This is a genomic window from Catenulispora sp. MAP12-49 (assembly GCF_041262705.1).
Lineage (GTDB): Bacteria > Actinomycetota > Actinomycetes > Streptomycetales > Catenulisporaceae > Catenulispora.
Genome location: NZ_JBGCCP010000020.1, coordinates 136,053 through 159,827 on the forward strand (window position 1 = coordinate 136,053; position 23,775 = coordinate 159,827).

Annotated in this window: 21 protein-coding genes; 11 read left to right on the forward strand and 10 right to left on the reverse strand. The window is 71.3% G+C overall.

Annotated features, from left to right (window positions below):
• Positions 1-72: 72 nt before the first annotated feature.
• The 3 genes from ABIA35_RS31335 to ABIA35_RS31345 form a co-directional block, all read right to left on the reverse strand.
• Positions 73-972 (reverse strand): oxygenase MpaB family protein, encoded by a 900-nt coding sequence (locus ABIA35_RS31335; protein WP_370346692.1) that lies wholly within the window; start codon positions 970-972, stop codon positions 73-75.
• A 61-nt stretch (positions 973-1,033) separates the two neighbouring features.
• A complete protein-coding gene (locus tag ABIA35_RS31340; protein ID WP_370360263.1) occupies positions 1,034-1,630 on the reverse strand; it encodes a cation transporter in 597 nt (198 codons plus the stop codon).
• Positions 1,631-1,711: 81 nt separating this feature from the next.
• Complete coding sequence (locus ABIA35_RS31345) at positions 1,712-2,095, reverse strand: DoxX family protein (RefSeq protein ID WP_370360264.1); 384 nt, start codon at positions 2,093-2,095, stop codon at positions 1,712-1,714.
• 143 nt (positions 2,096-2,238) lie between these two features.
• Between ABIA35_RS31345 and ABIA35_RS31350 the strand changes: the two genes are divergently transcribed.
• Positions 2,239-2,895: a TetR/AcrR family transcriptional regulator gene (locus ABIA35_RS31350; RefSeq protein WP_370360265.1), complete on the forward strand. Its 657-nt coding sequence runs from the start codon at positions 2,239-2,241 to the stop codon at positions 2,893-2,895.
• A gap of 47 nt (positions 2,896-2,942) precedes the next feature.
• Here the strand turns inward: ABIA35_RS31350 and ABIA35_RS31355 are convergent, their stop codons facing one another.
• Genes ABIA35_RS31355 through ABIA35_RS31365 form a run of 3 tightly spaced genes read right to left on the reverse strand, consistent with a single transcriptional unit; the run spans position 2,943 to position 6,285 of the window.
• Complete coding sequence (locus ABIA35_RS31355; RefSeq protein ID WP_370346701.1) at positions 2,943-3,539, reverse strand: TetR/AcrR family transcriptional regulator; 597 nt, start codon at positions 3,537-3,539, stop codon at positions 2,943-2,945.
• A 12-nt stretch (positions 3,540-3,551) separates the two neighbouring features.
• The gene (locus ABIA35_RS31360; protein ID WP_370360266.1) at positions 3,552-4,775 is read right to left on the reverse strand and encodes a hypothetical protein; all 1,224 of its coding nucleotides are present in this window, start codon (positions 4,773-4,775) and stop codon (positions 3,552-3,554) included.
• A 10-nt stretch (positions 4,776-4,785) separates the two neighbouring features.
• Complete coding sequence (locus tag ABIA35_RS31365) at positions 4,786-6,285, reverse strand: FAD-dependent oxidoreductase (protein WP_370360267.1); 1,500 nt, start codon at positions 6,283-6,285, stop codon at positions 4,786-4,788.
• Between the two features lie 160 nt (positions 6,286-6,445).
• On the opposite strand from ABIA35_RS31365, the gene ABIA35_RS31370 reads away from it, so the two are divergent.
• Entirely contained in the window at positions 6,446-8,572 is a 2,127-nt protein-coding gene (locus ABIA35_RS31370) for a SpoIIE family protein phosphatase (protein WP_370360268.1), read from the forward strand.
• An 18-nt stretch (positions 8,573-8,590) separates the two neighbouring features.
• Positions 8,591-9,706 (forward strand): alpha/beta fold hydrolase, encoded by a 1,116-nt coding sequence (locus ABIA35_RS31375; protein ID WP_370360269.1) that lies wholly within the window; start codon positions 8,591-8,593, stop codon positions 9,704-9,706.
• Positions 9,707-9,724: 18 nt separating this feature from the next.
• Here ABIA35_RS31375 and ABIA35_RS31380 read toward each other — a convergent pair whose 3' ends face one another.
• The gene (locus ABIA35_RS31380) at positions 9,725-10,291 is read right to left on the reverse strand and encodes a DOMON-like domain-containing protein (protein ID WP_370360270.1); all 567 of its coding nucleotides are present in this window, start codon (positions 10,289-10,291) and stop codon (positions 9,725-9,727) included.
• On the opposite strand from ABIA35_RS31380, the gene ABIA35_RS31385 reads away from it, so the two are divergent.
• The 4 genes from ABIA35_RS31385 to ABIA35_RS31400 all read left to right on the forward strand — a co-directional run bounded on the left by ABIA35_RS31385 (position 10,290) and on the right by ABIA35_RS31400 (position 16,878).
• Positions 10,290-11,339, forward strand: coding sequence for a protein kinase family protein (locus ABIA35_RS31385; protein WP_370360300.1), 1,050 nt, complete (start codon positions 10,290-10,292; stop codon positions 11,337-11,339). The two genes, ABIA35_RS31380 and ABIA35_RS31385, sit on opposite strands and share 2 nt — an antisense overlap.
• Positions 11,340-11,814: 475 nt before the next feature.
• Positions 11,815-12,669, forward strand: a complete 855-nt coding sequence (locus tag ABIA35_RS31390) for a HEAT repeat domain-containing protein (RefSeq protein WP_370346718.1) — start codon at positions 11,815-11,817, stop codon at positions 12,667-12,669.
• A gap of 124 nt (positions 12,670-12,793) precedes the next feature.
• Positions 12,794-13,633, forward strand: coding sequence for a hypothetical protein (locus ABIA35_RS31395; RefSeq protein WP_370360271.1), 840 nt, complete (start codon positions 12,794-12,796; stop codon positions 13,631-13,633).
• 296 nt (positions 13,634-13,929) lie between these two features.
• Positions 13,930-16,878 (forward strand): BTAD domain-containing putative transcriptional regulator, encoded by a 2,949-nt coding sequence (locus ABIA35_RS31400; protein ID WP_370360272.1) that lies wholly within the window; start codon positions 13,930-13,932, stop codon positions 16,876-16,878.
• On the opposite strand, the gene ABIA35_RS31405 is transcribed toward ABIA35_RS31400, so the two are convergent.
• Positions 16,872-17,420 (reverse strand): response regulator transcription factor, encoded by a 549-nt coding sequence (locus tag ABIA35_RS31405; protein ID WP_370360273.1) that lies wholly within the window; start codon positions 17,418-17,420, stop codon positions 16,872-16,874. The genes ABIA35_RS31400 and ABIA35_RS31405 overlap by 7 nt on opposite strands.
• 195 nt (positions 17,421-17,615) lie before the next feature.
• On the opposite strand from ABIA35_RS31405, the gene ABIA35_RS31410 reads away from it, so the two are divergent.
• The 3 genes from ABIA35_RS31410 (at position 17,616) to ABIA35_RS31420 (ending at position 20,877) form a co-directional block, all read left to right on the forward strand.
• The gene (locus ABIA35_RS31410) at positions 17,616-18,380 is read left to right on the forward strand and encodes a LuxR C-terminal-related transcriptional regulator (RefSeq protein ID WP_370360274.1); all 765 of its coding nucleotides are present in this window, start codon (positions 17,616-17,618) and stop codon (positions 18,378-18,380) included.
• Between the two features lie 273 nt (positions 18,381-18,653).
• Positions 18,654-19,442 (forward strand): response regulator transcription factor, encoded by a 789-nt coding sequence (locus tag ABIA35_RS31415; RefSeq protein WP_370360275.1) that lies wholly within the window; start codon positions 18,654-18,656, stop codon positions 19,440-19,442.
• 40 nt (positions 19,443-19,482) lie between these two features.
• The gene (locus ABIA35_RS31420; protein ID WP_370360276.1) at positions 19,483-20,877 is read left to right on the forward strand and encodes a tetratricopeptide repeat protein; all 1,395 of its coding nucleotides are present in this window, start codon (positions 19,483-19,485) and stop codon (positions 20,875-20,877) included.
• Positions 20,878-20,895: 18 nt separating this feature from the next.
• Here the strand turns inward: ABIA35_RS31420 and ABIA35_RS31425 are convergent, their stop codons facing one another.
• Positions 20,896-21,600, reverse strand: coding sequence for a hypothetical protein (locus ABIA35_RS31425; protein ID WP_370360278.1), 705 nt, complete (start codon positions 21,598-21,600; stop codon positions 20,896-20,898).
• A 513-nt stretch (positions 21,601-22,113) separates the two neighbouring features.
• Between ABIA35_RS31425 and ABIA35_RS31430 the strand changes: the two genes are divergently transcribed.
• Positions 22,114-22,620, forward strand: coding sequence for a hypothetical protein (locus ABIA35_RS31430; RefSeq protein ID WP_370360279.1), 507 nt, complete (start codon positions 22,114-22,116; stop codon positions 22,618-22,620).
• A gap of 65 nt (positions 22,621-22,685) precedes the next feature.
• Here the strand turns inward: ABIA35_RS31430 and ABIA35_RS31435 are convergent, their stop codons facing one another.
• A complete protein-coding gene (locus ABIA35_RS31435; protein WP_370360280.1) occupies positions 22,686-23,633 on the reverse strand; it encodes a pyridoxal-phosphate dependent enzyme in 948 nt (315 codons plus the stop codon).
• Positions 23,634-23,775: the final 142 nt, after the last annotated feature.

Consider the following 23,775-nt stretch of genomic DNA (forward strand, 5'->3'; position numbering starts at 1 on the left):
AGGCGCACGTCAGACGGTGGGGGACCGAGGTCCCGATGCGCTACGTCCAGTTCCAGCGCTTCGCCCGGGAGTTCATGGTCCCGCGGCTGCGGACCGGCCCTGCGCCGGCGGCGGCTCCATCGCCCAGCGGATCAGGCCCGTCAGCGCCCGGCCCGCCGGCTGCACCCCGGCGCGTTCGGCGACCGGCAGGTATGGCAGACGCAGCGGTTTGCGTGCCCAGCGGGGCAGCAGCGCGACAGCGTTGGCGGCCAAGACGGCGTACGGCGGCCTGGCCACCCAGGGCAGTGGCGGGTCCGCCAGGAGGAACCGCGCGGCGTCACGGGCTTGCGGAGTCGCCCTGAGCTCGGGCCGGTAGGCGTGGATCTGTTCAACGAGCTGCGCCCTGTTCGTCGGCGGGTCGAGCACGCCGAGTGCCCTGGCGACGAAGGCGGCGTCGGCGATGTAGCCGTCTGCCTGCGCGGGGCTCAGGGGGCGATGACGGCCGTAGCGCTGGTAGGCGCGCAGGAAGCTGTCGACTTCGGCGACGTGGACCCAGCCGAGCAGGTGCGGGTCCGAGGCGCGGTAGGGCTGGCCGTCGACCGTGCCCCGGACACGCTCGTGGACCGCGCGGACCTTGTCCACGGCCAGTTGTGCGTCCTCGGCGGTGCCGAACGTGGTGAAGGCCAGGAAGGTGCTCGTCCGTTGCAGGCGGCCCCACGGGTCGCTGCGGTAGCCGGAGTGCCCCGCGACGGCGGCCATGGCCAGCGGGTGCAGGGACTGCAACAGCAGTGCGCGCAGGCCGCCGATGAACATGGACGCGTCGCCGTGGACGGTGCGGATCGGGCTGTCGGGGGCGAACCAGCGGGGCCCGGGCGTGTCGTGGATGCGCGTCCGGGCCGCCGGGCCCTCGGGACCGGCTACCCGGCCGAACAGTTCGGCCCGCAGCCGGTGCCGGACGGCTTGAGCGCCCGGCAGGTTCGACACCAGCAGCATTCACCCATGCTAACTTCGCGGGCTCGCGAACGCCGGTGCCGGAGGCGGCACACACAGCCGGTCAGTGCTCGCCGGTGAAGATCTCCCTGACCTCGCGGAGCGCGTAGTAGACCAGGACGTATCCGGCGAGTGGATCGGCCCACCACCAGCCGGCGGAGGCGTTGAGGGCCAGCCCGAGCAGGACCGCCGTCGCCAGCAGGCCGTCGACGAGTGTGACCCGGCCCTCCGTCTGCAGCACGGGATTTTGCAGAGCCTTTCCGGTGGTGGCCTTGCCGAATGCCAGGGCGAACATCGTGACGGCGGTGATCGTGGTCCACCCGATGCCCGATGGCGAATGGCGCGGGTGGAATCCGGCCGCCAGGACCCAGGTGGACTGGATGAGAAGGTAGGCGGCCAGGGCGGCGAACCCGGTCCCGATCAGCCGTAGCGCCCGCCGTTGCCGGTCCTCGCCGGTTCCCGACAGCTCCCAGATCACGACGGTGGAGGCGCCGATCTCGATCAGGGAGTCCAGGCCGAACCCGGCCAGCGCCACGGACCTGGCGCTGATCGCCGCGACGGCCAGGATCCAGATGCCGACGAGGTTCCAGGCCAGGGTCGCGTACTCCAGCCTGAAGCCGCGGCGCAGCAGGGCTGAGTGTTCGGTGTCCGTGGTCCTCACGGGTGGATCATCCCAGGCCTGGGTCACGGCGTGGTCACGTCTGCTGACACTGCTGACACTGCTGACACTGCGTCGGAGCGCTCAGCCGGTGAAGTGTCCGGGGCCGAAGCGGCCCCAGGCGATGAACGCGGCGAGGGCGAGGTAGGCCAGGTTCAGGGCGACGAACTTGGCCTGGCCCAGGCGGCCGTGGGTGATCATCGCGCCGACCATCAGGGCCACCCAGCAGGTGGCCGTCACCGCGACCATCACCGGGGCGATGTGGAGCGCGGCGGGCAGGATCAGGCCGATGGCGGCCAGCAGTTCCAGGCCTCCGAGCGTCTTGACGAATCCGGCGCCGGCCCCGGCGGTCCACTCGCCGCCGGGCACCGTGGCCAGCTTCTCCTTGGGCACGAACGTCTTGCTCATGCCGCCGACGAACGCGACGACGGCGAGCAGCGCGGCGCCGATCCACAGTGCGAGGTTCACGGGTCTTCCCTTCAACGGTGTGCTTTGGTAGCAGTCCTGTGCATTCACTACACTACTGTGCACTGAATGCATGAAGGTATACTCTTCTCCCGGGCCACCGGTCAAGCAGCCGCCGGTGCGGCCCGCCCAGTGAGAGGAACGCGATGACCACCACCGACCCGGCCCGTCCCGGCGGTCGCGAGGCCCAGCGCCGGCGCACCCGCAAGGCGATCGTGGACGCCGCGGTCCGGCTCAGCGCCGACGGCGGCGCCCCGTCCATCGACGAGATCGCCGCCGCCGCCGACGTCTCCCGCCGCACGGTCTACCTGCACTTCCCAAGCCTCGACCAGCTGCTGATCGAGGCGACCCTGGGCGCACTGAACGAGCCCGCGGTGGAGACCGCCCTGGCCGACCCCGCCGTGGCGACCGACGCCGCGGCCCGGGTCGAGACGCTCATCAGAACCCTGCTGCCGGCCGAACCGGACTCGCTGCCCCTCGGCCGCCGCCTGATCCGCCTGACCGTCGACCCGCCCCCGGACGCCTCCCGCGCCCAGACCGCCCCGCGCCGCAGCCCGCGGCGCATCGGCTGGCTGGAGCAGGCCTGCGAACCGCTGCGCGAACCGCTCGGCCCCGAGGCCTTCGAGCGCCTGATCTCGGCACTGTGCACGGTGGTCGGCTGGGAGGCGCAGGTCGCCCTGCGCGACGTGCGCGGCCTGGACCCGCAGGCGGAGCTGGAGGCGGTGATCTGGGGGGCGCGGGCGCTGGTGGCGGCGGCGATCGCCGAGAGTGGGACGGACGCGGCGCGCGATGCCGAGGGCTGAGTGGGTGAGCGGGCTGGCGAGCGGCCAGGGGAGCAGCCGGCCCGGAGCTACCCGCGCAGTGCGGGTGCCAGCCAGCGCTCGAGGAAGGCGCGCAGCTGGGCTTCGTCCCGGGGCGGGGTGCCGGGGTGCTGGAGCAGCGAGGTGAGCAGGCGCATGATGATCTCGGCGAGGCCGGGCAGGTCCGCGTCGGACAGGCCCGCGGTGGTCCAGTCGACGGGGAAGCGCCGCAGCATGCGTGCGCCGTAGCCGATGGTGGTGGCCGTGGTGGCGCCGCGGCCGAAGGCGTCGGGGTCGCCGAGGTGGAGCAGGAGGCTCACGCGGGGTTCGGCCGGGATGGTCTGGACGCAGAAGACCATGCCCTCGACCACGGCCTCGGCCGGATCGGTGATGTTGCGCAGGTGCTCCAGCATCCGTTCCACGAACGCGTCCGCACCCTGGGCCGCGACCTCGCCGACGATGTCGCCGATGCCGGTGAAGTGCCGGTAGACGGTCTGCCGGGTGACGCCCAGCTCGGTCGCGACGTCGGACAGGGTGGTCTTGGCGACGCCGTGGCGGTCGACGCAGCGGGCGGTCGCATCGATGATGCGTTGCCGGGCCTCGGCCTCCGTCGCCGGAGGGCGGCCGCCCCAACCGTGGTGCGCCATGGAATCAGGATATTAGCTGCTTGAGGCGGGAGGGCTTGAGGCGGCGGGGCTAGAGGTGGCAGGGCTTGAGGCGGTGGCACGGCGTGCGGCGAGGATGACGCCCGCCGCCGCGGCCGCGCACAGCGTGGAGTACCACAGGCTGCCGATCGGGGCTCCCTGCTTGGTCAGGCCGCCGGATGAGGCCAGGTAGTCGGGCAATGCGATGAGCCACAAGGCCATCAGCACACCGAGGTAGAACGGGGGATAGGTCCGGGCGAACGTCGGCGAGGGCATAAGGGGCATGGGAACCATGGCTCCGGTGCGCGATGCCCGCCAGGCGTCCGTCAGCAGACACAGCCCGATGACCCAGACGACGCCCAGCTCGACGCCGATGATCGCCCGCTGGACGCCGAGGTGCCCGCCGCCCTGGAACAGGCCCGCGGGTGCACCCGCGACGACCATCGCCAGCGGCGCCAGAGCCCCCGCGGCCACGGACCGCCAGGCGATCCCCGCGCCGGTTCTAGCTCCGGTTCTAGCTCCGGTTCTAGCTTCGGTCGTAGCTCCGGTCGTAGCTCTGGTCGCAGCTCCGGTCCCACCTCCGGATCCGCACAACCGGACGACCAGATAAGCCAGCGCGCCGAAGGACACGGAAGCGAACAGGAACATGCTGTTCATCGGCACCGAAGCCAGCGCGGGCTGGTTCACCTTGGTGTCGCCGGGGTTCCAGGCCCACCACCGCAGCTGCGGGCCGAGCTGGTCGAAGACCTCGTAGAAGACCTGGCACACGAACGCCACGGCCAGCGCGCCGGCCACGGCGCCGCGCCGTACGAACACGTCCAGCGCCCGCACCAGTTCGTACGCGAGCTGGGACAGCGCCGGATAGAAGGCCACGATGTAGAGCGGCAGCCGGTCGTACATCAACTGCACGGTGAAGACGTTGTGCGAGAAGATGAAGCCGACCTGCTTGTCCAGGCCGAACCAGCCCGGGAAGTACAACGGCGGCTCGATGACCGCCAGGTAGGCGACCGAGGCGAACCACAGCGTGAGGTTGACCGGGTCGCCGTCGTGCCGCCACCGCCGCCGGGCGTGGACCAGGGCGAACACCGCGCCGCCGATGATGAGCAGTTCCAGGACCGGCATGGTGCCGTTGGCCAGGCTGAACGGGTCCCGGAAGGTCACGACCGGATCGGCGTGACGGCAGGAGAATCCGAGGCCCTCGGCGATGCGCTCGGCCGTCTGATCGCAGCTCTGGTCCACCGCGGGCTCCTCAGCGGGTGTAGTCGGTGCCGGGCGGATCCTGCCGGGGGTCGAACCCGCTGGGCACGACCGTGCGGCCGAGCCGCTGCCGGAGCTTGTACCGGAGCACGCCGAACCAGAAGCGCGGGTCGGCGGCCAACTGCTGCAGGGACTTGTCGATGTTGAACACCTGCGCGAACGTGCGCTCGACGTAGGCGTCCTCGCGGCTGGCGGCGTTGATGGCGTTGAACACAGGCCAGCTCAGGCGGGCCGTCAGCCGCCGGCGCCAGCGCGGGGCGGTCTCCGTTCCGGTGGCGAACTCGTACGCCTGGTCGCGGGCCATCGCGAGCATCCAGGGCACGGCCAGCGACTTGCGCTGGCGGGCCAGGAACTCCCGGAAGAACGCCGCATCACAGACCCCGTATTCGCCCAGCAGGTCGCCGAGGATCAGCGCCGACCGGGCCGCCGAGCTCATGCCCTGCGCGTAGAAGGGATTGAACGCGCAGATCGAGTCCCCGACGCAGACCAGTCCGATCGGCGGCGTGTCGAGCAGGTCGAAGCGGCGCCACTTGTTGCCGGTCGAACGTGTCAGGTGCACCGGGGACACCGGGGTGCAGGCGCGCGCCGCCCGGCCGAAGGCCGTGGCCCGCACCCGGTCCGCGGCGGTCTCGAAGGTGTCCACGTCACGCGGCATGGGGATGCCCCACGACCCCATGCAGACGATGGCGCGCCCGCCCTCGATCGGGAAGAAGTTGCTGAGGAACTCGTGTTCCGCCGGGTGGCTGCCCGCGTTCTGGGTCGGCGCGATGACCAGGTGCTTCCACCACCACGCCGCGGGCCGCTCGCCGGCCGGCGGCAGGTCGTACCAGCGCGAGCTGTAGGTGACCCGGGCGTCCAGGGTCTTCTCCGGGGGTGCGGTCCAGCCCGCCGCGGCGAGCCAGTCGGCGGTCGAGGACCCGCGGCCCAGCGCGTCGACGAAGAGGTCGGCGGCCAGGTGGGCGTCATGGTGGGCGTCATGGTGGGCGTCATGGTGGGCGTCATGGTGAGAGGCGGCCGTCCGGTATTCGACGCCTGTGACACGCCCGCTCGCGGTGCCGCCGCCGGCGGATCGCAGTCCGGTGACCGTCACGCCCTCGCGCAGCTCGACGCCGGGCAGCTCGCGGAGCATGGCGCGCAGCACTCGTTCGATCAGCACCCGGGAGCTGTAGACCATGGTCATCGAACCGCTCTTGCGCGGTGCCCAGCCGGCGTCCTCGCAGTAGGCCGCGTCCATCGAGGGCATCAGCAGCATCCCGCCCGCGGCGATCAGGGCGTCCTGGAAGCCCGGGAAGATCTCCCCGATGGCCCGCCGTCCCGAGTTCAGCAGGAAATGCGGGTGCTTGCTCTGCGGCACGCCCCGCCGGTGCTCGGCATCGGGCGGCAGCAGGTCCCGCTCGAGGACGATCACCTTCTCGAAGTGCCGGGCGAGTACTCCGGCCGCACACAGCCCCGCGACGCTGCCGCCCAGCACGACCGCCGTTTCCCGGCTCATCTCCACTCCAATCATACAACCAGTGAGTGAATGTATGATTGGCGGCGGGAGAGGTCAAGAGCCATGGCCGAAGCGGCATTCGGACTGCGGGAACGCTGAAAAAGCGATAGACAGTGAAGCTAGACCCGCAGGTTCGGCCGTCGACCGTGGAGCCCCAACCGTGGCCACACCCGCAGAGCAGCAGTACGGGCAGGCAGACGACGGGTCCGCCGAGGAGGCGTTCGCCCAGTGCCCGATCCCGGCGGCGATCTACGACGGCGCGCTCCGGATCGTGCGGGCCAGCCGGGGTATGGCCCGGGAGGCCGGGCTCACCGAAGACGAGGTCCGGGCCGGCCGCGGCGTCGGCGCGCTGTTCGGTCCGGCCAGTGCCGGAGTCGAAGACGGGATACTCCGGGTGTTCGACACCGGCGTGTCGGACCAGTTGGACGTGCGGGTGCACGGCGCCGGCGACCGCGATGGCACCGGCACCGGCACCTCCGCAGGCGGCCCCAGGGCATGGTCCGTCACCCTGTCGCCCCTGCGGGACCGTGCCGGGCGGGTCCACCGCGTGCAGCTCACGGCGGTCGACGTCACGGAGCTGCACCAGGCCCGGGACCGGCTCGCGGTGCTGAACGAGGTCAGCGTCAAGGTCGGCACCACGCTGGACGTGGCCACCACCGCGCACGAGATGGCCGACGTGATGGTCGGCCGCCTGGCCGACTTCGTCACCGTGGACCTGCTGGACTCCCTGTTCCGGGGGCTGGAGCCGAAGTCCTCGGGCGAAGGGGTGGTGTTGCGGCGTGCCGCGCACCAGTCCGTCCTGCCCGGGACCCCGGAGGCCTTGATCGAGCCCGGCGAGGTCGACTACTACCCGGAGCACTCGCCGCCGGCCCAGTGCCTGGCCACGGGGAAGTCAGCGCTGCACAACGTCCCGGACACGGCGGTCACCAAGTGGCAGGCCGCTGATCCGCAGCGGGCGGCGGTGCTCCAGGCCCGGGGGATCCATTCGATCATGATCGTCCCGCTGCGGGCCCGCGGTGCCGTCCTGGGGGTCAGCCTGCTCGTGCGGCACCAGAACCCGGTTCCGTTCGGGCCCGACGACCTGCTCCTGGCCGAGCAGATCGCGGCGCGGGCCGCGGTGGCCGTGGACAACGCCCGCCGCTACACCCGCGAGCGCAGCACGGCCTTGGCGTTGCAGCGCAGCCTGCTGCCGCAGCGGCTGACCGGGCAGGAGACGGTCCAGGCGGTCTTCCGCTATCTGCCCGCCGACTCCCGGGCCGGCATCGGCGGCGACTGGTTCGACGTGATCCCGCTGTCCGGGGCCCGGGTCGCCCTGGTCGTCGGCGACGTGGCCGGACACGGGCTGCACGCCTCGGCCACGATGGGCCGGCTGCGGACGGCGGTGCGCGCCCTGACCGACGTCGACCTGCCGCCCGACGAGCTGCTGACGCACCTGGACGACCTGGTCACCCACCTCGCGGCCACCGAGGACGAGGTGATCGACCCGGACCTGGACACCGTCTCGGACATCGTCGCGACCTGCCTGTACGTCGTCTACGACCCGATCTCGCGCAGCTGCACCGTCGCCAGCGCCGGCCACCTGCCGCCGGCCGTGGTCACGCCCGAGGGATCGGTGGACGTCGTCGACGTCGTGCCGGGTCCGCCGCTGGGCGTCGGGGGCCTGCCGTTCGAGGCCATGACGTTCGACGTCGCCGAGGGCAGCCTGCTGGTGCTGTACACCGACGGCCTCATCGAGGCCTGCGGCCGCGACATCGACACCGGGCTGGACCTGCTGCGCCGCAGCCTGGAGCAGCCCCAGGACACGCTGGAGAAGACCTGCACGGCGGTGGTGGACGCGATGCTGCCGGCTCCGCCCACCGACGACGTCGCCCTGCTCATAGCCCGGACCCGGGTCCTGGGTCCGTCCCACGTCGCCGTCCAGAACCTGCCCAGCGACCCGGCGGTGGTGGCCGACGCCCGGGCCTGGGCGGCGCGGCAGCTGGCCGAGTGGGGGCTGGAGGAGGCCGACTTCGCCATGGAGCTGGTGGTCAGCGAGCTGGTCACCAACGCCATCCGGCACGGCGCCCCGCCGATCCAGCTCCGCCTGATCCGCGACGCGGCGGTCATCTGCGAGGTCTCCGACGGCAGCAACACCTCCCCGCACCTGCGGCAGGCCATGACCTTCGACGAAGGCGGGCGCGGGCTGCTGCTGGTGGCGCAGGTGGCGCAGCGCTGGGGGGCGCGGCACCACGCCGTCGGGAAGACCATCTGGGCCGAGATCGGTCTGGCCGTGGGCGACTTCTTCTGAGGGACTATCGTCGGGCGGGTGGATGTGAGTGCGCCGGGTCTGCTCAACGAGGATGTGCCCGAAGATCCGGTGGCGGGGGCCCTGCCCGATCAGGCCGATCCGGTGGCAGGGACCCTGCCCGATGACGCCGATCCGGTGGCCGCCGCCCTGCCCGATGACGTCGCACCGCTGATCCCGTACCGCGGTCGCCGGCGACGCTGGCTGCGGCGGTTGGCCAAGACGGTCGCGGTGCTGTTCGTCGCCGGCACCTTCCTGTCGACCGTGTACAACGCCGCCACCGACGCGCGTGCCTCGGTCCCGGCCGGGCTGACGTACGTGCAGGCAGGCGACGTGCTGACCCGGTACCGCGAATGGGGCGGCAGCGGCACGCCGATCGTCCTGGTCCACGGCTTCATCGAGGACGCGGACACCTGGCAGTACCTCGCTCCGATCCTGGCCGCGCAGGGGCATCGGGTCTACGCCCTGGACATCGACGGCTGGGGCTACACCCAGCGCGTGGGGCCGTTCGACGTCGGCCATCAGGCACGCCAGCTCGATGCCTTCATCGAGGCGCTGCACCTGGATCATCCGGTTCTCGTGGGCCACTCCAGCGGCGCCGCCGTGGCGGCCCTGGCCGTCCTGGACAAGCCCGCCGACGCTTCCGGCCTGATGTTCCTCGACGGCGACGGCCTGGCGACCGGCGCGGGCCAGAAGACGCCGATGACACACCTGTTCCTCAACCCCTATCGCACGACCCTGATGCGGCTGGCGATCCGTTCGGACTCGGTCATCCGCGCCATCTACGGCGCCACGTGCGGCCCGACGTGTCCCGAGCTGGACGCCGCCGGGCTGGACCAGTGGCGTCGGCCGTTGCAGGTCCCGGGCGCCGAGGAATCGTTGTGGAGCATGGTGGATCTCGGGGTCGCGGGACTGCCGCCGGGGCGTCTGGCCGAGCTCGCCACGATGCCGCTTCCGAAGGCGGTCGTGTTCGGCGGCGCCGACTCCGCCTACGATCCGAACTCGCCCGAGAGCACCGCCGCGCGCATCGGAGCGCCCGCCCCGACGATCATCCCCGGGGCTGCGCACCTCACCTCGGTGAACAGTCCGCAAGCCGTCGCCGAGGCGGTCGCGGCGCTGGAGACGCGCGCCGGTTGACGGCGGGACCCGTGGCGATCAGGCCGAGATGATGAAGCTGTCGCGGTGGTGGAAATCAGGGTTCGGTGCGGGGTGGTTCAGTGCCCAGTAATCGAGTTCGCCGTCGGCGTCCTCGACAACCGCCGCCAGTGCCAGAGCGCCGGTCTGTGTTGGTGTTGGTGTTGGTGTTGGGCCGGGGCTGAGAATATCCAGATCCACTTCGAGTTCCAGCCGGTGAGCGTCGCGGGTGACGCTTATCCGAGGGGCCCGGTCCGGAGTAATCGGTGTCATGTTCAGGTGGTAGTCGTCGAACTTGTATAGCGCCCACTCCGTCGACGGCGAGACGTTGAGCTCGTAGTAGGCGGGGGAGTCCGCTGTTGTGCGGATGAACGCCTCGAAGCAGGTGTGTTCCCATAATTCGTCCGCCTGGCGCGGTGTGCGTGTAGCCGGTATCCGTATCTGGGAAAGGTCCGCGTCGAGAACGTAGCGCAGAGACAGGGAACCGTGACTAGTCTCCTGAAGGTGAACATTAAGCGCTCTAGCGGCATTGGCGGTCGAAGGCGCGAAAGGCGCCAACGGGGCGTTGCGCGGGACGCGTGAAGGCATGATCCATATTATCGATTCCGTGCCCGATGCCTCGTCCCGCGCCTCGCGTCTGGCCGCCTACCGTGGCGTCTCGACATCCCTGGCGCTGCTCAGCGATCGCGACGCGCAGCGGATGCTGGACGCGGCGGACCCGATCGGATCGGGCATCGGCGGGAAGTCGGCGCTGCTGGACGTCGCCGGGACGCCCGTCTTCGTCAAGCGGGTCCCGCTGACCGATCTGGAACGGCGGCCGGAGAACGTTCGCTCCACAGCGAATCTGTTCGAGCTGCCGGCCTTCTGCCACTACGGCATCGGCGGGCCCGGATTCGGGGCGTGGCGGGAGCTGGCCGTGCAGACGATGACGACCGACTGGGTGCTTGCCGGGGACTGCGAAGGGTTTCCGTTGATGTACCACTGGCGGGTGGTCCCGGATTCGACGCCGCTTCCCGAGGAGCTGTCCGACGTCGAGGCCGTGGTCGACTTCTGGGGTGGCGGGGCGCAGGTGCGCCGTCGCCTTGAGGAACTGCGTGACTCCTCGGCGAGCATCGCGCTGTTCCTGGAGTACGTCCCGCAGAACGTGTTCCGGTGGCTCGGCGAGCAGCTGGGCATCGGCGGTGAGGCCGCCGAGCGGGCCTGCGCCTTGGTGGACCGCGATCTGGCGGCGGGGATCTCGTTCATGAACGCGCAGGGCCTGCTGCATTTCGACGCCCATTTCGAGAACCTGCTGACCGATGGCAGGCGCCTGTATTTCGCGGACTACGGGCTGGCGATCTCCTCCCGGTTCGCGCTGTCGCGGGACGAGACCGCGTTCTTCGAGCAGCACCACGACTACGACCGGCGCTTCGCGGCGATGTATCGCGCGCAATGGCTGGTCACCGAACTGTTCGGGTCCGGGGCGCAGGACCGTGAAGCGCGGCTGCGTGCCTACGCCGAAGGGGAGGTGCCGACGGGGATTCCCGAGACGGCCGCGGCGATGGTCGTCCGCGACGCGCCTACCGCCGTGGTGATGACGGACTTCCTGCGTCGGTTGATGAAGGAGAGCAGGCAGGCGCCCTACCCGGCGGCATAAGGCTCACCGCTGGTCGGCGAAGACCCATCGGCCGCAGCGTGCGGTGGGGACCGAGACGACGGCGCGCCCTGATTCGGTCACCGCGCTCTGGCCGACTTCGCTCGCGCGGCAGAAGGAGCCGGCGCGGACCACACGGCGTTCTTGCGCGCGGGGGACCGGTACCGGTGCGGGGGCCGGAACGAGAGCGGGTGCGGGGGCGGGAACGGGTGCGGCGACGTCGGTCACGGGTCGAGGCTGTGCACGGTCGGTGAGACTGCCGTCGGTCCGAACCTCGTCGGCTCGGACGGGCTCGGTCCGCTGCCGCCCGATGCGGAGCTTCAACTTCATATGTTTACCCCTGATCCTGTGGTCGCGCCGCGTTCGGTTCCTCACTGCGGGTATGCGCCATTGGATCAACACTCCGTATGGGTGAGGACGAAGCACCGTGGATGGCGGGGTGTGTTCACTCTATTGGCGCCATAAGTAGGCTGCCCCGGTGGACTACGAGCGTGTCATCGCCCGCGCCGCCGCGTTCGACGCGGGTCCGGACGCCGCCGAAGACGACCTTGAGGCGCGCTGGCAGCTGATCGGCGAGCTGCATCGCAGTACCGGCCGGGACGCGTTCGACGCGGTGGTGGCGGCCGCGGGGTCCGATGAGCGGGCGCGGCGGCTGGTGGCGCTGGACGCGCTCGGGCAGATCGGCTACGCGGCGAACCGTCCCTTCGCCGAGGAGACGGTGCCGGTCCTGCTCGGCGCGGTCGGCGACGCGGACGCCGAAGTCGTGGCCTCGGCGGTCACCGCCCTCGGCCACGTCGGCGACCCGCGCGGCCTGGCGGCGGTGCTCCAGCGGGTCGGGCACGCCAGCGACGCGGTCCGCTTCGCCGTGGCCGTCGCGGTGCCGGCGCTGACCGACCCCGACGAGCCGCTCGCGGAGGCCGTGGACGCCCTGATCACGCTGACCCGCGACGAGGACCCGCAGGTGCGCGACTGGGCCACGTTCGGGCTCGGCACCCAACTGGACGCCGACGGCCCCGAGATCCGCGAAGCCCTCGCCGCCCGGCTGGACGACAGCTGCGACGACGCCGGCGAGGAGGCCCTGATGGGCCTGGCCCGACGCGGCGACCCGCGCGCGACGGCCCCGCTGCTCGACCAGCTGCACCAGCTCGCCGACGGCGACACCATCGCCCCCGGAACGCTGCTGTTCGAGGCCGCCGCCATCGCACAGACGAACGACGCGCTGCCGCCGCTGCGCCGTCTGTGGCAGCGCCGGGACGACTTCAAGCCCTCGGCCCGGCGGATGCTCGCCGAGGCTCTGGAGTCGCTCGGGGAGCCGGTGGAGGCAGAGTCCTGAGCCACCGGTCGCCCGACGGTCGGCTGCCAGCAGCCTGCCGGCCGCCTGCCGGTCGCTGTAAGGGATTCGTGAAAGCAGAACCCGCAGGTAAGGCCGCCCCCTGGAGCGTGATCATCCTGGGGGTGTGACGACTCTCGCGAAAACAGATGACGGCGGCCCCGTCATACCGCGCCCGCTGTCGATCCTGGCGGGCATCAGCATCGCGGTGCACATCGTGCTGCTGTGCCTCTCCTACGCCGGGGCGAAGACATCCGGTCACGCCCCCATTTCGGGGGCAGACCATGGCTGGGACTGGTACCTGGTGGTCGGGGCCGTGTGGAGTGTCGGCATCGGGATCTTCGGCCTGTATTGGGGTGCTCGGGCGACGACGCGCTTCGGCGGGACCGGATCGTCGGCGCGGGTGGGGTGGTGTCTGGCGGGGGTGTGGCTCGGCTACGTCTGGCCCGTGCCGGTGACGGCAGCGGCGGTGGCCTTCGCGGTCTGGCCTCGGCGCCTCGCACGCAAGGATCAGATCTGGCCGAAGCCGGCGGACCCGAACGCGCGCCGTCGCCTGATCGCGGCGCGGATCGTCGCCGCGGTGCTTGCGGTGCCCGTCGCCGTCGCCGGATCGGCGTGGGGACTGAGGGCGCACGCCGCCAAACTGCACCCGGTGTCGGGGGCGTCGGGCTCTGCGGTCGTCGGCGACTGGCGCGCCGGCGGCATGACGATCACCCTCCGCTCCGACGGCACCTACAGCGCCTCGGACCTGACGGCGGCGAACTTCGACGACAACACGCTTTTCCCTCCTGGGACCGGGCAATGGGATCTGACCGACTCCGGAACTGATCGTCTGGACTCGGTCGAGCTCCGGCCATCCCAGGACCGCTTCCTGGAACTGTCCCTGTATCAGGCCTCATCGATCGACTACCTGTGTGCGCAAGCCGACCTCGACAGCCCTTGCGACATCGTGTTCCGTCGCGAATAGGGCCCAGCCCGCTTCCTCAAGGCTGAAAAGTCTCCGTCGGGAGGGCTGGACCAGCGCGACCCGGCTGTTCGGGCCTGGGTGTGACGGACTCGTCCTGGCCGCGCTCAGTGGCCGACCGGACCCGGGTGTATCTTGAGGTGCCGGTCGAGCCCTCGGGGCGCGCCGGGTTGGAGGGAATCCGTCTTCGCCTGTTTGTCGCGGGCTGTTTCCTTCCCATCCGCAATGTTCGGAGACCATGCAGGCGCGACAAGAAACACGTGCAGAGCGAGTGCACTATGGCAGGACGTTGAACTGGCATGGAGGACGGGCGCCTCAGGGTTGAGGCTCTTGGGCCGCTGCGTGCGTTCGTCGGCGAGCGGGAAGTGGTGCTCGGGCCGCCGAAGCAGCGGGCGGTCTTCGCTGTGCTCGCGGTGAGCCGGAACAACGTCGTCGCGCGCGACGATCTGATCGACTACGTCTGGGGCGAGTCGCCGCCCGCGACGGCCGCCGGGAATCTGCACACGTACATGTCCGGTCTTCGCAGGGCCCTGGGTCCGTGGGGCGAGGCGGTCGGCAGCTCCGGGTCGGGCTACTCGTTGCGGCTCGGTGCCGACGGGCTCGACGTCGTGGTGGCCGAGCGGGTCGCGGCGCGGGCGCGCGCCGCGCGGGCCGAGCGGGATCTGCCCGGTGCGGTCGCGGCGTTCGACGAGGCGCTGGCGTGCTGGCGTCCGGGGTCGGCGCTCGGCGGGCTGCCCGGTCCGTTCGCCGCCGAGCACCGGGCGCGGGTGGCCGATCTGCGGCTGCGGCTCCTGGTGGAGCGCGCCGAGGTGTCGATGGAGCTCGGGCGGCCCGCCGCGGTGGCCGAGCAGCTTCAGGACCATGTCCGTGCCAACCCGTACCACGAGCGGCTGCGCGGACTCCTGATGAGCGCGCTGCATCGCAGCGGGCAGACCGCTGACGCGCTCGCGCACTACCGCGAGCTCCGCAAACTGCTCGCCGACGACCTCGGGATCGATCCGTCCGCGGAGTCGCAGGCGCTGCACGCCGCGATCCTCGCCGACAACGCCGGTAGCTCGGGGAACGTCGGTAACACCGGTAACGCTTCCGCCGCGCCGAAGCCGGCCGCCGTCGTCACACCGTCTTCCCCGCAGCCTTCCCAGCAACAGCGCCAGCCACAGCAACAGCCACAGCCGCAGGCTCCGCCGGTCCGGCCGGCGCAGCTGCCGCGCGTCGACGCGAACTTCGTCGGCCGGGTCGCGGCGATCCATCAGGTGCTGGAGGCGGCCCGCACCGCCGCGGCAGGGGACGGCGCCGCAGCGACAGCAGTGACCGGCCACGGCCATGGCCACGGCGACGCCGATGCCGACGGCCCGCAGATCGTGCTGATCGTCGGTCCCGGCGGCATTGGCAAGACCGCGCTGGCCGTGCGCTGTGCCCACCTGCTGGCCGCCGCCTACCCCGACGGCCAGCTCCACGTGAACCTGCGCGGCTTCGACCCCAGACACCCGGCGCGCTCCTCGGCGGACGTGCTGCACCACCTGCTCGCCTCCGTGAACGTGCGGAGGATCCCCGAGGGCCTGGACCAGCGGGCCGCCCTGTGGCGCAGCATCGTGCGCGACAAGCGCATGCTCATCGTGCTGGACAACGCCGAGTCCGCCGAGCAGGTGGAGGACCTGCTGCCCGGGGGCGGGCCCTCCTTCGTCGTCGTGACCAGCCGCAACCGTCTCAGCGGTCTGTCGGTTCGGTACGCGGCCCGCCGGGTGGCCCTGAGCCCGCTGTCCGCGGACGAGTCCCTGACGCTGTTGTTCACCTCGATCGGCAGCGTTCGCGTGGCCGGAGAGCTGTCGGCGGCCCGGGAGCTGGCCGAGCTGTGCGGCCACCTGCCGCTGGCGTTGCGGATCGCCGCCGAGCAGGTGTCCGCGGGGCCCGCGGTGAAGATCGGCGACGTCATCGACGACCTGGAGGACGTGCGGGGCCGGCTGGACGCCCTGCAACTGCCGGACGACGAACTGTCCTCGGTACGCGGTGTCCTGTCCTGGTCGTACACCAGGCTCGACGCCAAGACCGCCCGCGCGTTCCGCCTGCTGGGCCTGGTCCCGGGGGTGAGCATCCGGCCCGAGCCGGCCGCGGCGCTGCTGGCGCTGGCGCCGGCGGAAGCGGCGGACATCCTGCGGGACATGGTCGGGCAGCATCTGCTGGGGACCACCACGGACACCTACTGGATGCACGACCTGACGCGCATCTACGCCGAGGAGGCCGCCCGCCTCGGCGAGCCGGAGGACGCCCGGCGGCAGGCCCTCGAACGGCTGCTCGAGTGGTACGTCCGGCTCCTGGCGGGACGCTACGAAAACGGCTCCGTCCGGATCCCTTTCACCCTCGACGACGACTTTCCCTATGCGGTGGCGGCTCTGGAAGGCCAGGGGGAACGGGTCGCCTGGTGCGGCCAGGAGCGGGACAACATCATGGCGCTGGTCGTCGCCGCCCGGCAGATCGGACGCCACGACCGCGCGTGGCAGTTGTGCTACCTGCTCTTCGAGTACTTCTACGCGGCGGGGCAGGCCCGCGACTGGGCCGAGATCGTGCAACTCGGATTGCGCAGCGCCGACCTGCTCCAGGACCGGCTGGCCCAGGCCGTGCTGCACAACCATCTCAGCGTCGCCTACTCCCGGCTGGGGCAGAACGACGCCGCGGTGCGCGAGCTGCGCAGCGCTTTGGCGCTCGCGGAGAACCTCGACAGGGACGGGCTGCGTATCAGCATCCTGGGGAACCTGGCCTCCACGCTCCGGGAGGCCAAGGACTACGCGGCGGCCCTGCCTTATGCCGAACAGGCTGCCGCGCTGGCCCGGGGCAACGGCTTGCCCTACTACGAGGCCGGCACGGCCGACGTCCTGTGCGAGCTCTACGTCGAACTCGGCGAGTTCGCCCAGGCGTTGCGCGTGGGGGAGCCGGGCAGACAAGCGGCCCGGGCCAGCAAGACTCCCATGCTGGAAGCCAATATCCTGATAGCCATGGGCGCGGCCGAGCACGGGCTCGGCAACGCCGAAACGGCCGTCGAGCACTTCCAAGAGGCGCTGTCCGTCAGCGAATCGGGGGACGACTACCACGCGGCCAGGGCGTTGCTGGGCCTGGCCAGGGTGCACCGGACCGAAGGGCGGCGGTCGGCGGCGGCCGACCTGGCGGGGCGGGCGCTGGTGCTGTTGCAGGACCTGGATGCCGAAGACGTCGACGAGGTCGCGGAGTTCCTGCGCGAGCTGGAAGGCTACTGACCTTCTCCGTCCCAGCGCCTGGCGCCACCGGCCGGTGCCTGCAAACGCTGCCACAGCAACACCGCCTCGACCCGGCCGTCCACCCCGAGCTCCCGGAAGATCCGGTTGATGTGGTTCTTCACGGTCTTCTCGGTGACGTGGAGCGTCTCGGCGATCTCGGCGTTGCGCGCGCCGCGGGAAATCAGGGTCATGACTTCGCGCTGGCGCTGCGACAGGGTGATCTCGCGGCCGTCGGGGCCCGGGAGCCGGTACGTGCCCTCGGGCCGGTCCTCGGAGGCGTCGTAGGCCGGGATCACGCTCAGCTGGTACTCGGCCCGCAGCACCGTGGGGTTGGGGTTGGGGCTGGGGTTCGTGCTGGTGCTCGGGCTCACCGGGCCGCCGGCGGGTCGGACGGTGACCTCGACATACGGCATGCCGACGATGTCCACGGCCAGGTTCTTGCCGGCGAACACGCGCCGGATCTGCGCCAGGATGTCGGGGCTCGTGATGGCGATCCGCAGGTGTCCGTCGCCGTTCGGTGCGCGGTGCGCGGCGACTGTCATGGAACCAGCGTTCCGTATCGGGCTTCAGGCATTCTTCACGGATCCTCCACGGCGGCTCCGCCGGTGGGTCCAAGGGCCTAAAAACCCCCCAAACGTGCTTTGACGCCGCTCGGGCAGGCAACCCACCATCGGTGGGGACGGCCCGCCGTCCCGTACGACGATCCTTGACGCCGAGGGGATGACAGGGTGCTGACTGTGCCGCATCGTGCCACGCTGCGCGGCTACGCACCCTCCGGTGCGGAGGCGGGCGCCGATCCGGTGTGGCCGGCCTTCCCCGCCGATCCCGTGTTCATCGGGGCCGGGACGACGGCGTCCCGCGGCGCGGCCCCAGTCCCGGCGCCGATCCCGGTCCGGGTCATGGCCGACGACGCCGTGACCCGGGACGCCATGCTCGCCTGTCTGCGGCCCCGGCCGGAAATCAGGGTCCTGAACAGCGTCGATGCCGATCCCGCGCGGGTGGTGCTGGTCCTGGCCGAGCAGGTCACCGACGGCACGCTCGATCGGATGCGGCAATCGGTGTCCGCCTCGCACGAGGTCGGGTTCGTGCTCGTCGGCGACGGCCTGCGGGCGCACCACCTGCTCGGCGCCATCGCGCACGGACCGTTGAGCGTCATCGCCCGGCGGGACGCGGACACCGACCGCATCGTGCGCGCGATCGTGGGGGTCCCGCAGGGCCGGCTGGAGCTGCCCGACGACGCCGTCGGCTGGCTGGTCGCCCGGCTGCAGACCATCCACCGCGACGTGCTCGAGCCGCGCGGGCTGACCGCCGCGGGGCTGGGGACCCGGGAGGTCGAGGTGCTCCGGCTGCTCGCCGAGGGCCTGGACACCGCGCAGATCGCCCAGGAGATGAACTACTCCGAGCGCACGGTCAAGAGCATCATCCACGGGGTGCTGACCCGGTGCCGGCTGCGCAACCGCGCGCACGCCGTCGCCTTCGCGCTGCGCAGCGGTGCGCTGTGAGGCGCAGTGAGGCGCCGCCGCGTGGGGTGCGGCACCCTGCGAGTCCGGGCCTGGATTAACACTTTGCAAAACATTTGAGAAATGTGCGCGAGCTTGTAGACATTTCCCGGCCTTCACCCGTTTCATGGCAAGACAGCTCACTGACACGCCTGAGTTGCCGCCGCCTCGCACCATGATCGTGAGATGCCGAGGGCTTGGGAGGGTTCGACCGCAGTGATGGAAACCACGCCGATGATCCGTCAGCGCACACCGCGACCCGCCGACCATCCGCGGATGCCGGCCCCGGTGCCGGCCCCCGCGGTGGCCGCGGTGGCTCCGGCGGTTCCAGTGGCTCCGGCGGCTGCGGTGGCCCAGCTGGCGGCCGAGCCACCGGCCAAGCTGCCGACCGCGCCGCCCCACCCGCGTCCGCCGGCGCCGGCCGAGAAGGTGTCGGCGGGCCCGGTCACCGTCGCCGTGCTCGCCGGCGACCCGATCACCGGCGAGGGCGCCGCGGCGTTCCTGTCTTCGAGTCCCGGAGTCAGGGTCCTGCCGGTGGACCGCCAGCACGAGGCCGAGGTGGTGCTGATCCTGGTCTCGCGGGTGACCGAGGAGGCCCTGGAATGGATGCGCCAGGCCGCCGACCGGGCGCGCCGGGAGGTGCGGTTCGTGCTGGTCGGGGACGGCGTGCGGGGGCCGGACGTGCTGCGCGCGGTCACCTACGGCCTGGTCAGCGTCATCCCGCGGCAGGAGGCTGATTTCGAGCGCATCCTGCGCGCCATCCAGGCCGTGCGCGCCGACCGGCTGGAGATGCCGGACGTGGCCCTGGGCTGGCTGGTCGACCAGGTCCGGGCGATCCAGAACGAGGTGCTGGAGCCGCTGGGCGTCACCGCGGCGGGCCTGGAGGCCCGGGAGGCCGACGTGCTGCGGCTGCTGGCCGAAGGGCTGGGGACGCCGGAGATCGCGGCGCGGTTGAACTATTCGGAGCGGACCGTGAAGAACATCATCCACGGGGTGCTGACGCGGTGGCGGCTGCGGAACCGGGCGCACGCTGTCGCTTTCGCTTTGCGCAACGGGGCGATCTGAGGCAGGCGTCCGCCACACCCGCGCTCCCCCTCGAGCGCGGGTGCGGCAGACGCCCCGTGGATCCGACACCGCTACCGCTCGTCGACGACCACGCCGTTCTGCGGCTGCGCAGAACCACCGCTGGAACTTCCTGCCCTACGACATCCCGGACTTCGCCGGCCGGGCCGAGGAACTGCATCGGCTGCTCTCCACTGGGACGTCGCACGCCGAGCAGTCCGGTCACTCCTTTCCGTGCGCGACGGTGGCGGCCATCGACGGCATGGCCGGCATCGGCAAGACGGCCCTGGCGATCCACGCCGCGCACCGGCTCGCGGACCGATACCCGGACGGGCAGTTGTTCGTCGATCTGCGGGCGCACACCGCCGGCCAGACGCCGGTCACGCCCGGGGCGGCATTGGAGGTGCTGCTCCGGCAGTCCGGCGTCCCGGCCGACCGGATCCCGGCCTCGACGGCCGAGCGCAGCGCCCTGTGGCGGGTGTGGCTCGCCGGGCGCCGGGTCGTCGCGGTCCTGGACAACGCCGCCGACGCCGACCAGATCAGGCCCCTGCTGCCGGGCGCCTCGGCGAGCGTGGTGATCGTGACCAGCCGCCGGCGCCTGGTCGACCTGGACGGGGCCCGGGCGCTGTCCATGGAGCTGCTGCCGCCGGCCGACGCGGTCGCCCTGTTCGGCGGCGTCGTGGGGCGGCGGGCCGACGCCGAGCCGCTGGCCGTCCTGGATGTCCTGCAGCTGTGCGGATTCCTGCCGCTGGCGGTCCGCATCGCCGCGGCCCGGCTGAACCACCGGCCGCGCTGGACCGTGGCCTACCTCGCCGACCGGCTGCGCGACGAACGCCGCCGGCTGACCGAGCTGTCCACCGCCGACCGCGGCGTGGCCGCCGCCTTCACGCTGTCCTATCAGCAGCTGACCGCCGGGCAGCGGGGGATGTTCCGGCTTCTGGGCCTGGTGCCGGGGCGCGATATCGACCCCTCCGCCGCGGCGGCGCTGGCCCTGCACCGCGAACTGGGCAACCAGCGCGGCGAGGCCCTGGTACTGGACAAGCTCGGCCTGAACCACCGCGGCCGCGGCGAGTACGGCCTGGCCGACGCCCGGCACCGCGAGGCGGCCGAACTCTACCGCCGCATCGGCAACCGCAGCGACGAGGCCGCCGCCCGCAACGGCGTGGCCGAGACAGCCCTGGCAGCCGGCGATCCCGACCGCGCCATCGCCGAACACCGCACGGCCCTCACCCTGGCCCGCGACACGGGCAACCGCCCCGAGCAGGCCCGCGCCCACGACGGTCTGGCGCGGGCCCACCGGGTTCTGGGCGAGCTCACGGCGGCGCGTGCCGCGGCCGAGGATGCGCTGAGCTGCTACACCGCCTTGTCCGTTCCGGAAGCCGAGGACGTCCGCGCGTTCCTGGCGGCGCTCGACGGCGGGGCGGTCTCCGGGAGCTGACTGACTGCGTCCCGGCGGCTAGTTCGCGAACACCGGCGGGGTTCCAGGGATGCTCGATTCCACCACCGGCTGGTAGGTGAACGACATGAACTGCAACGGTCCGCCACACGGTCCAGCGGGCCCGCCGACCAGCTGAATCCTCTGGTTGGCGACGATCAGCCGGTTCCCGGGGTTCGCGAAGTTCCCCTGGTAGATGCTGCCCACCGGCTGCCACACGCAGTTGAGCACGGCGCCCGGCACGGACTCCACAATCGTGAGCTGCACCGGCGCACCGGCCGGAACGAACTGGACGGGGAACCCGGCCGCGTCGTTGAACAGGACGTTGTTGTTCGGAAGATTGTTCTCCGTCACGCCCAACACCGTCGACCCGGGAATGGTGGAGACGCACCCGCCGAACCCGAGGGCGGACAGCCTGGTCGTCGCGACCCCCGGCGCCACCGGATTCCCCAGGACCTGCACCCCGATGTTCGACACCGAGCACCGAGTACCCACGGGACCGCCGGGGGCGGTGAGGAACGTGGCCTGGGTCCCGGCCTGGAGGTTACCGGTCAGGACGTGACCGGGCGGCACATTGGGGCCACCCGGCCCCGGGGCACCGTAGGTGAGGACGTTGACCGGGGCGGCGGCGGCCGGCGCGGCGGCCGCGGCGGCGGTCCCGATCACCGCACCCGTGGCCAGCAGGGTCGCGGCCGCCGCTACGGCGAATGCCTTGAGACTGTGCATGTGCTTCTACCTCTTTCTTGAGGGAGCTCCGCACTTGCTGCGAACCGAACGAGGTTCATCAGCATTCTGATTCACTTTGAGCCGATTGCCCATAGCGTCCCGGTGGTCGCCGGCAGCTCATCGGTATCGGTGCTCTGAGCACGGCTCCTGGCGGCTGGCTGGTGCGCGCATGGTCTACGGGATCCGCCGGAGGCGCCCTTGACTGTCGCCTGTGACTGTGGCCTGTGACTGTCGCTTTTGATCTTGACTATCGCAGTAGACAGCACCACCTACCCAGACCATCAGCCGCCGACGCGTGATGAGCACCGCCCCACGACCGCGCCGCCAACGGATCCCGCAGACCATGCGCGAAGCCGTAAAAGCCTTCAAAAACCCACCCACCAACCGGACCAGCGCCCCCAACCCGACCCACGCATACATCAGGGCGGCGCCTCTAAAGACGGTTCGTGGCTGGTTCGGCCGGGATCGCGCCGCTACCCTGGTCGCGGGCGTCGTGGAGAACAGGTTCGGGGGGTGTTCGAGCTGAGTACCGTCAGTCGGTTGTTGGGCAGAGAGTTCAACGGGTACCTGCGAATCAGGCTGCCGCATGAGCTGGACTCCGTCGTCGTAAGCGTGGTGGAGGACTATCGGGGCGGCGCGGATGCCACACGGCGTCAGATCCTTGATCGGATCACTCCGCGTGTCGCCGGGGTGTTGTCTTGCTATGGCCAGCGGGCTGCCTCGATGGCCGTTCGAACCCAGTCTGTGGACATCCTGATGGGTGGGCTCATCGCCATGGGCTTGGCCGACGGCAGGCTCGAGGATTACCGAAGCAACTTGATTGTCCTGGCGGCGGTGAATCACAGTGCGGACGTGCTCGGCCGCAGCATGGGCGAGCTTCTCGATGTGGTCGGCCCGGACCTGCCCACCGGCGCGCAAGCGACGTTCCGCGACTTCGATGCACGTCAGCCCAGAGACAAGTCACTGCAAAGTATGGGCCTGCGCGTCATTGGCTCAGGCGACACCTTTCTGTACCGATAGGGCCTGCCACGTCCATCGGCGTACCGCAATATACGGCGTAACGCAGATACCCGGTCAGAGGCGCCTCATAATCTCAAATCGGCCGGATCGGTATTGGCGCCGCACAGCACGACACCGATCCGCTCCCCGTCCCGCGGCACGTACGCACCCTCACGCAGCACCGCCAGCGCCGTCGCCGACCCGTGCTCGACCACCAGCCGGTACCGGTCCCATAGGTGGCGCCGGGCCGCCACGATCGCGGCGTCGTCCACCACCGCCGAGCGCACGTTCGCGGTCAGGGCCCAGTTCAGCGCGGCCGCCGAGATCCGTGGCGCGCCGAGGGAATCGGCCGCTATCGAGTCGACGTCGACGTCGCGGACCTCGTGCGCGTCCAGTGCGGCCCGCAGGGCCTGGCTGCCCTCGGGCTCGGCGCCGACGATGAGGAGGCCGTGCGGCTGGACGGACGCGGCGATCCCGGAGAACATCCCGCCGGCCCCGACGGCGACCACGACGGTGTCCAGGTCCGGGAGCGTCTCGATCAGCTCCAGACCGATGGTGCCGGCGCCGGCCGAGGTCAGGCGCTCGTCGTGGGTGTAGGCGTCGACGGCCCCGGATTCGGTGATGTAGTCCGCCGCGATCCGCTGCGCGTCGGTCTGTGAGGCACCGACGATCCGCACGTCCGCACCGTGGGCGCGCAGCCGCGCGGCCATCGACGGCGCGGCGCTCTCGCCGAGGTAGGACCGGAGCGGAACCCCGTACCGCTGTGCGGCCCACGCGGCGCCGAGGTCGGCGTTGCGGCCGGTGGAGGTCACCAGGCCGGCGGCCGGCATGGATCCGTCCTCCAGCAGCGCGGCCACGAGGTTGGCGGCGGCCCGCGCCTTGAAGGAACCCGTGTGCTGCAGGAACTCCAGCGCCAGGTGCACGCGTGCCCCCGGCACCGTCGCGGCGTCGGCGCGCAGGACGGTCAGGGGCCTGACGACGCCGGCAAGCCGATCGGCCGCCTTCGTGAGGTCCTCGGGTCCTGGTTCGTGCATGTCCACCTCTTCGGGTCGGTGCTGGAAGGCCGAGTGATGCCCGATGTGGATCACGGTAGGGCCGGTCGACCGCGTGGCGATTGCGAGGCGATTGCACGGATAGCTCGGTATGGATCCGTCGGCGTGCATGAGCGCGCAGTCC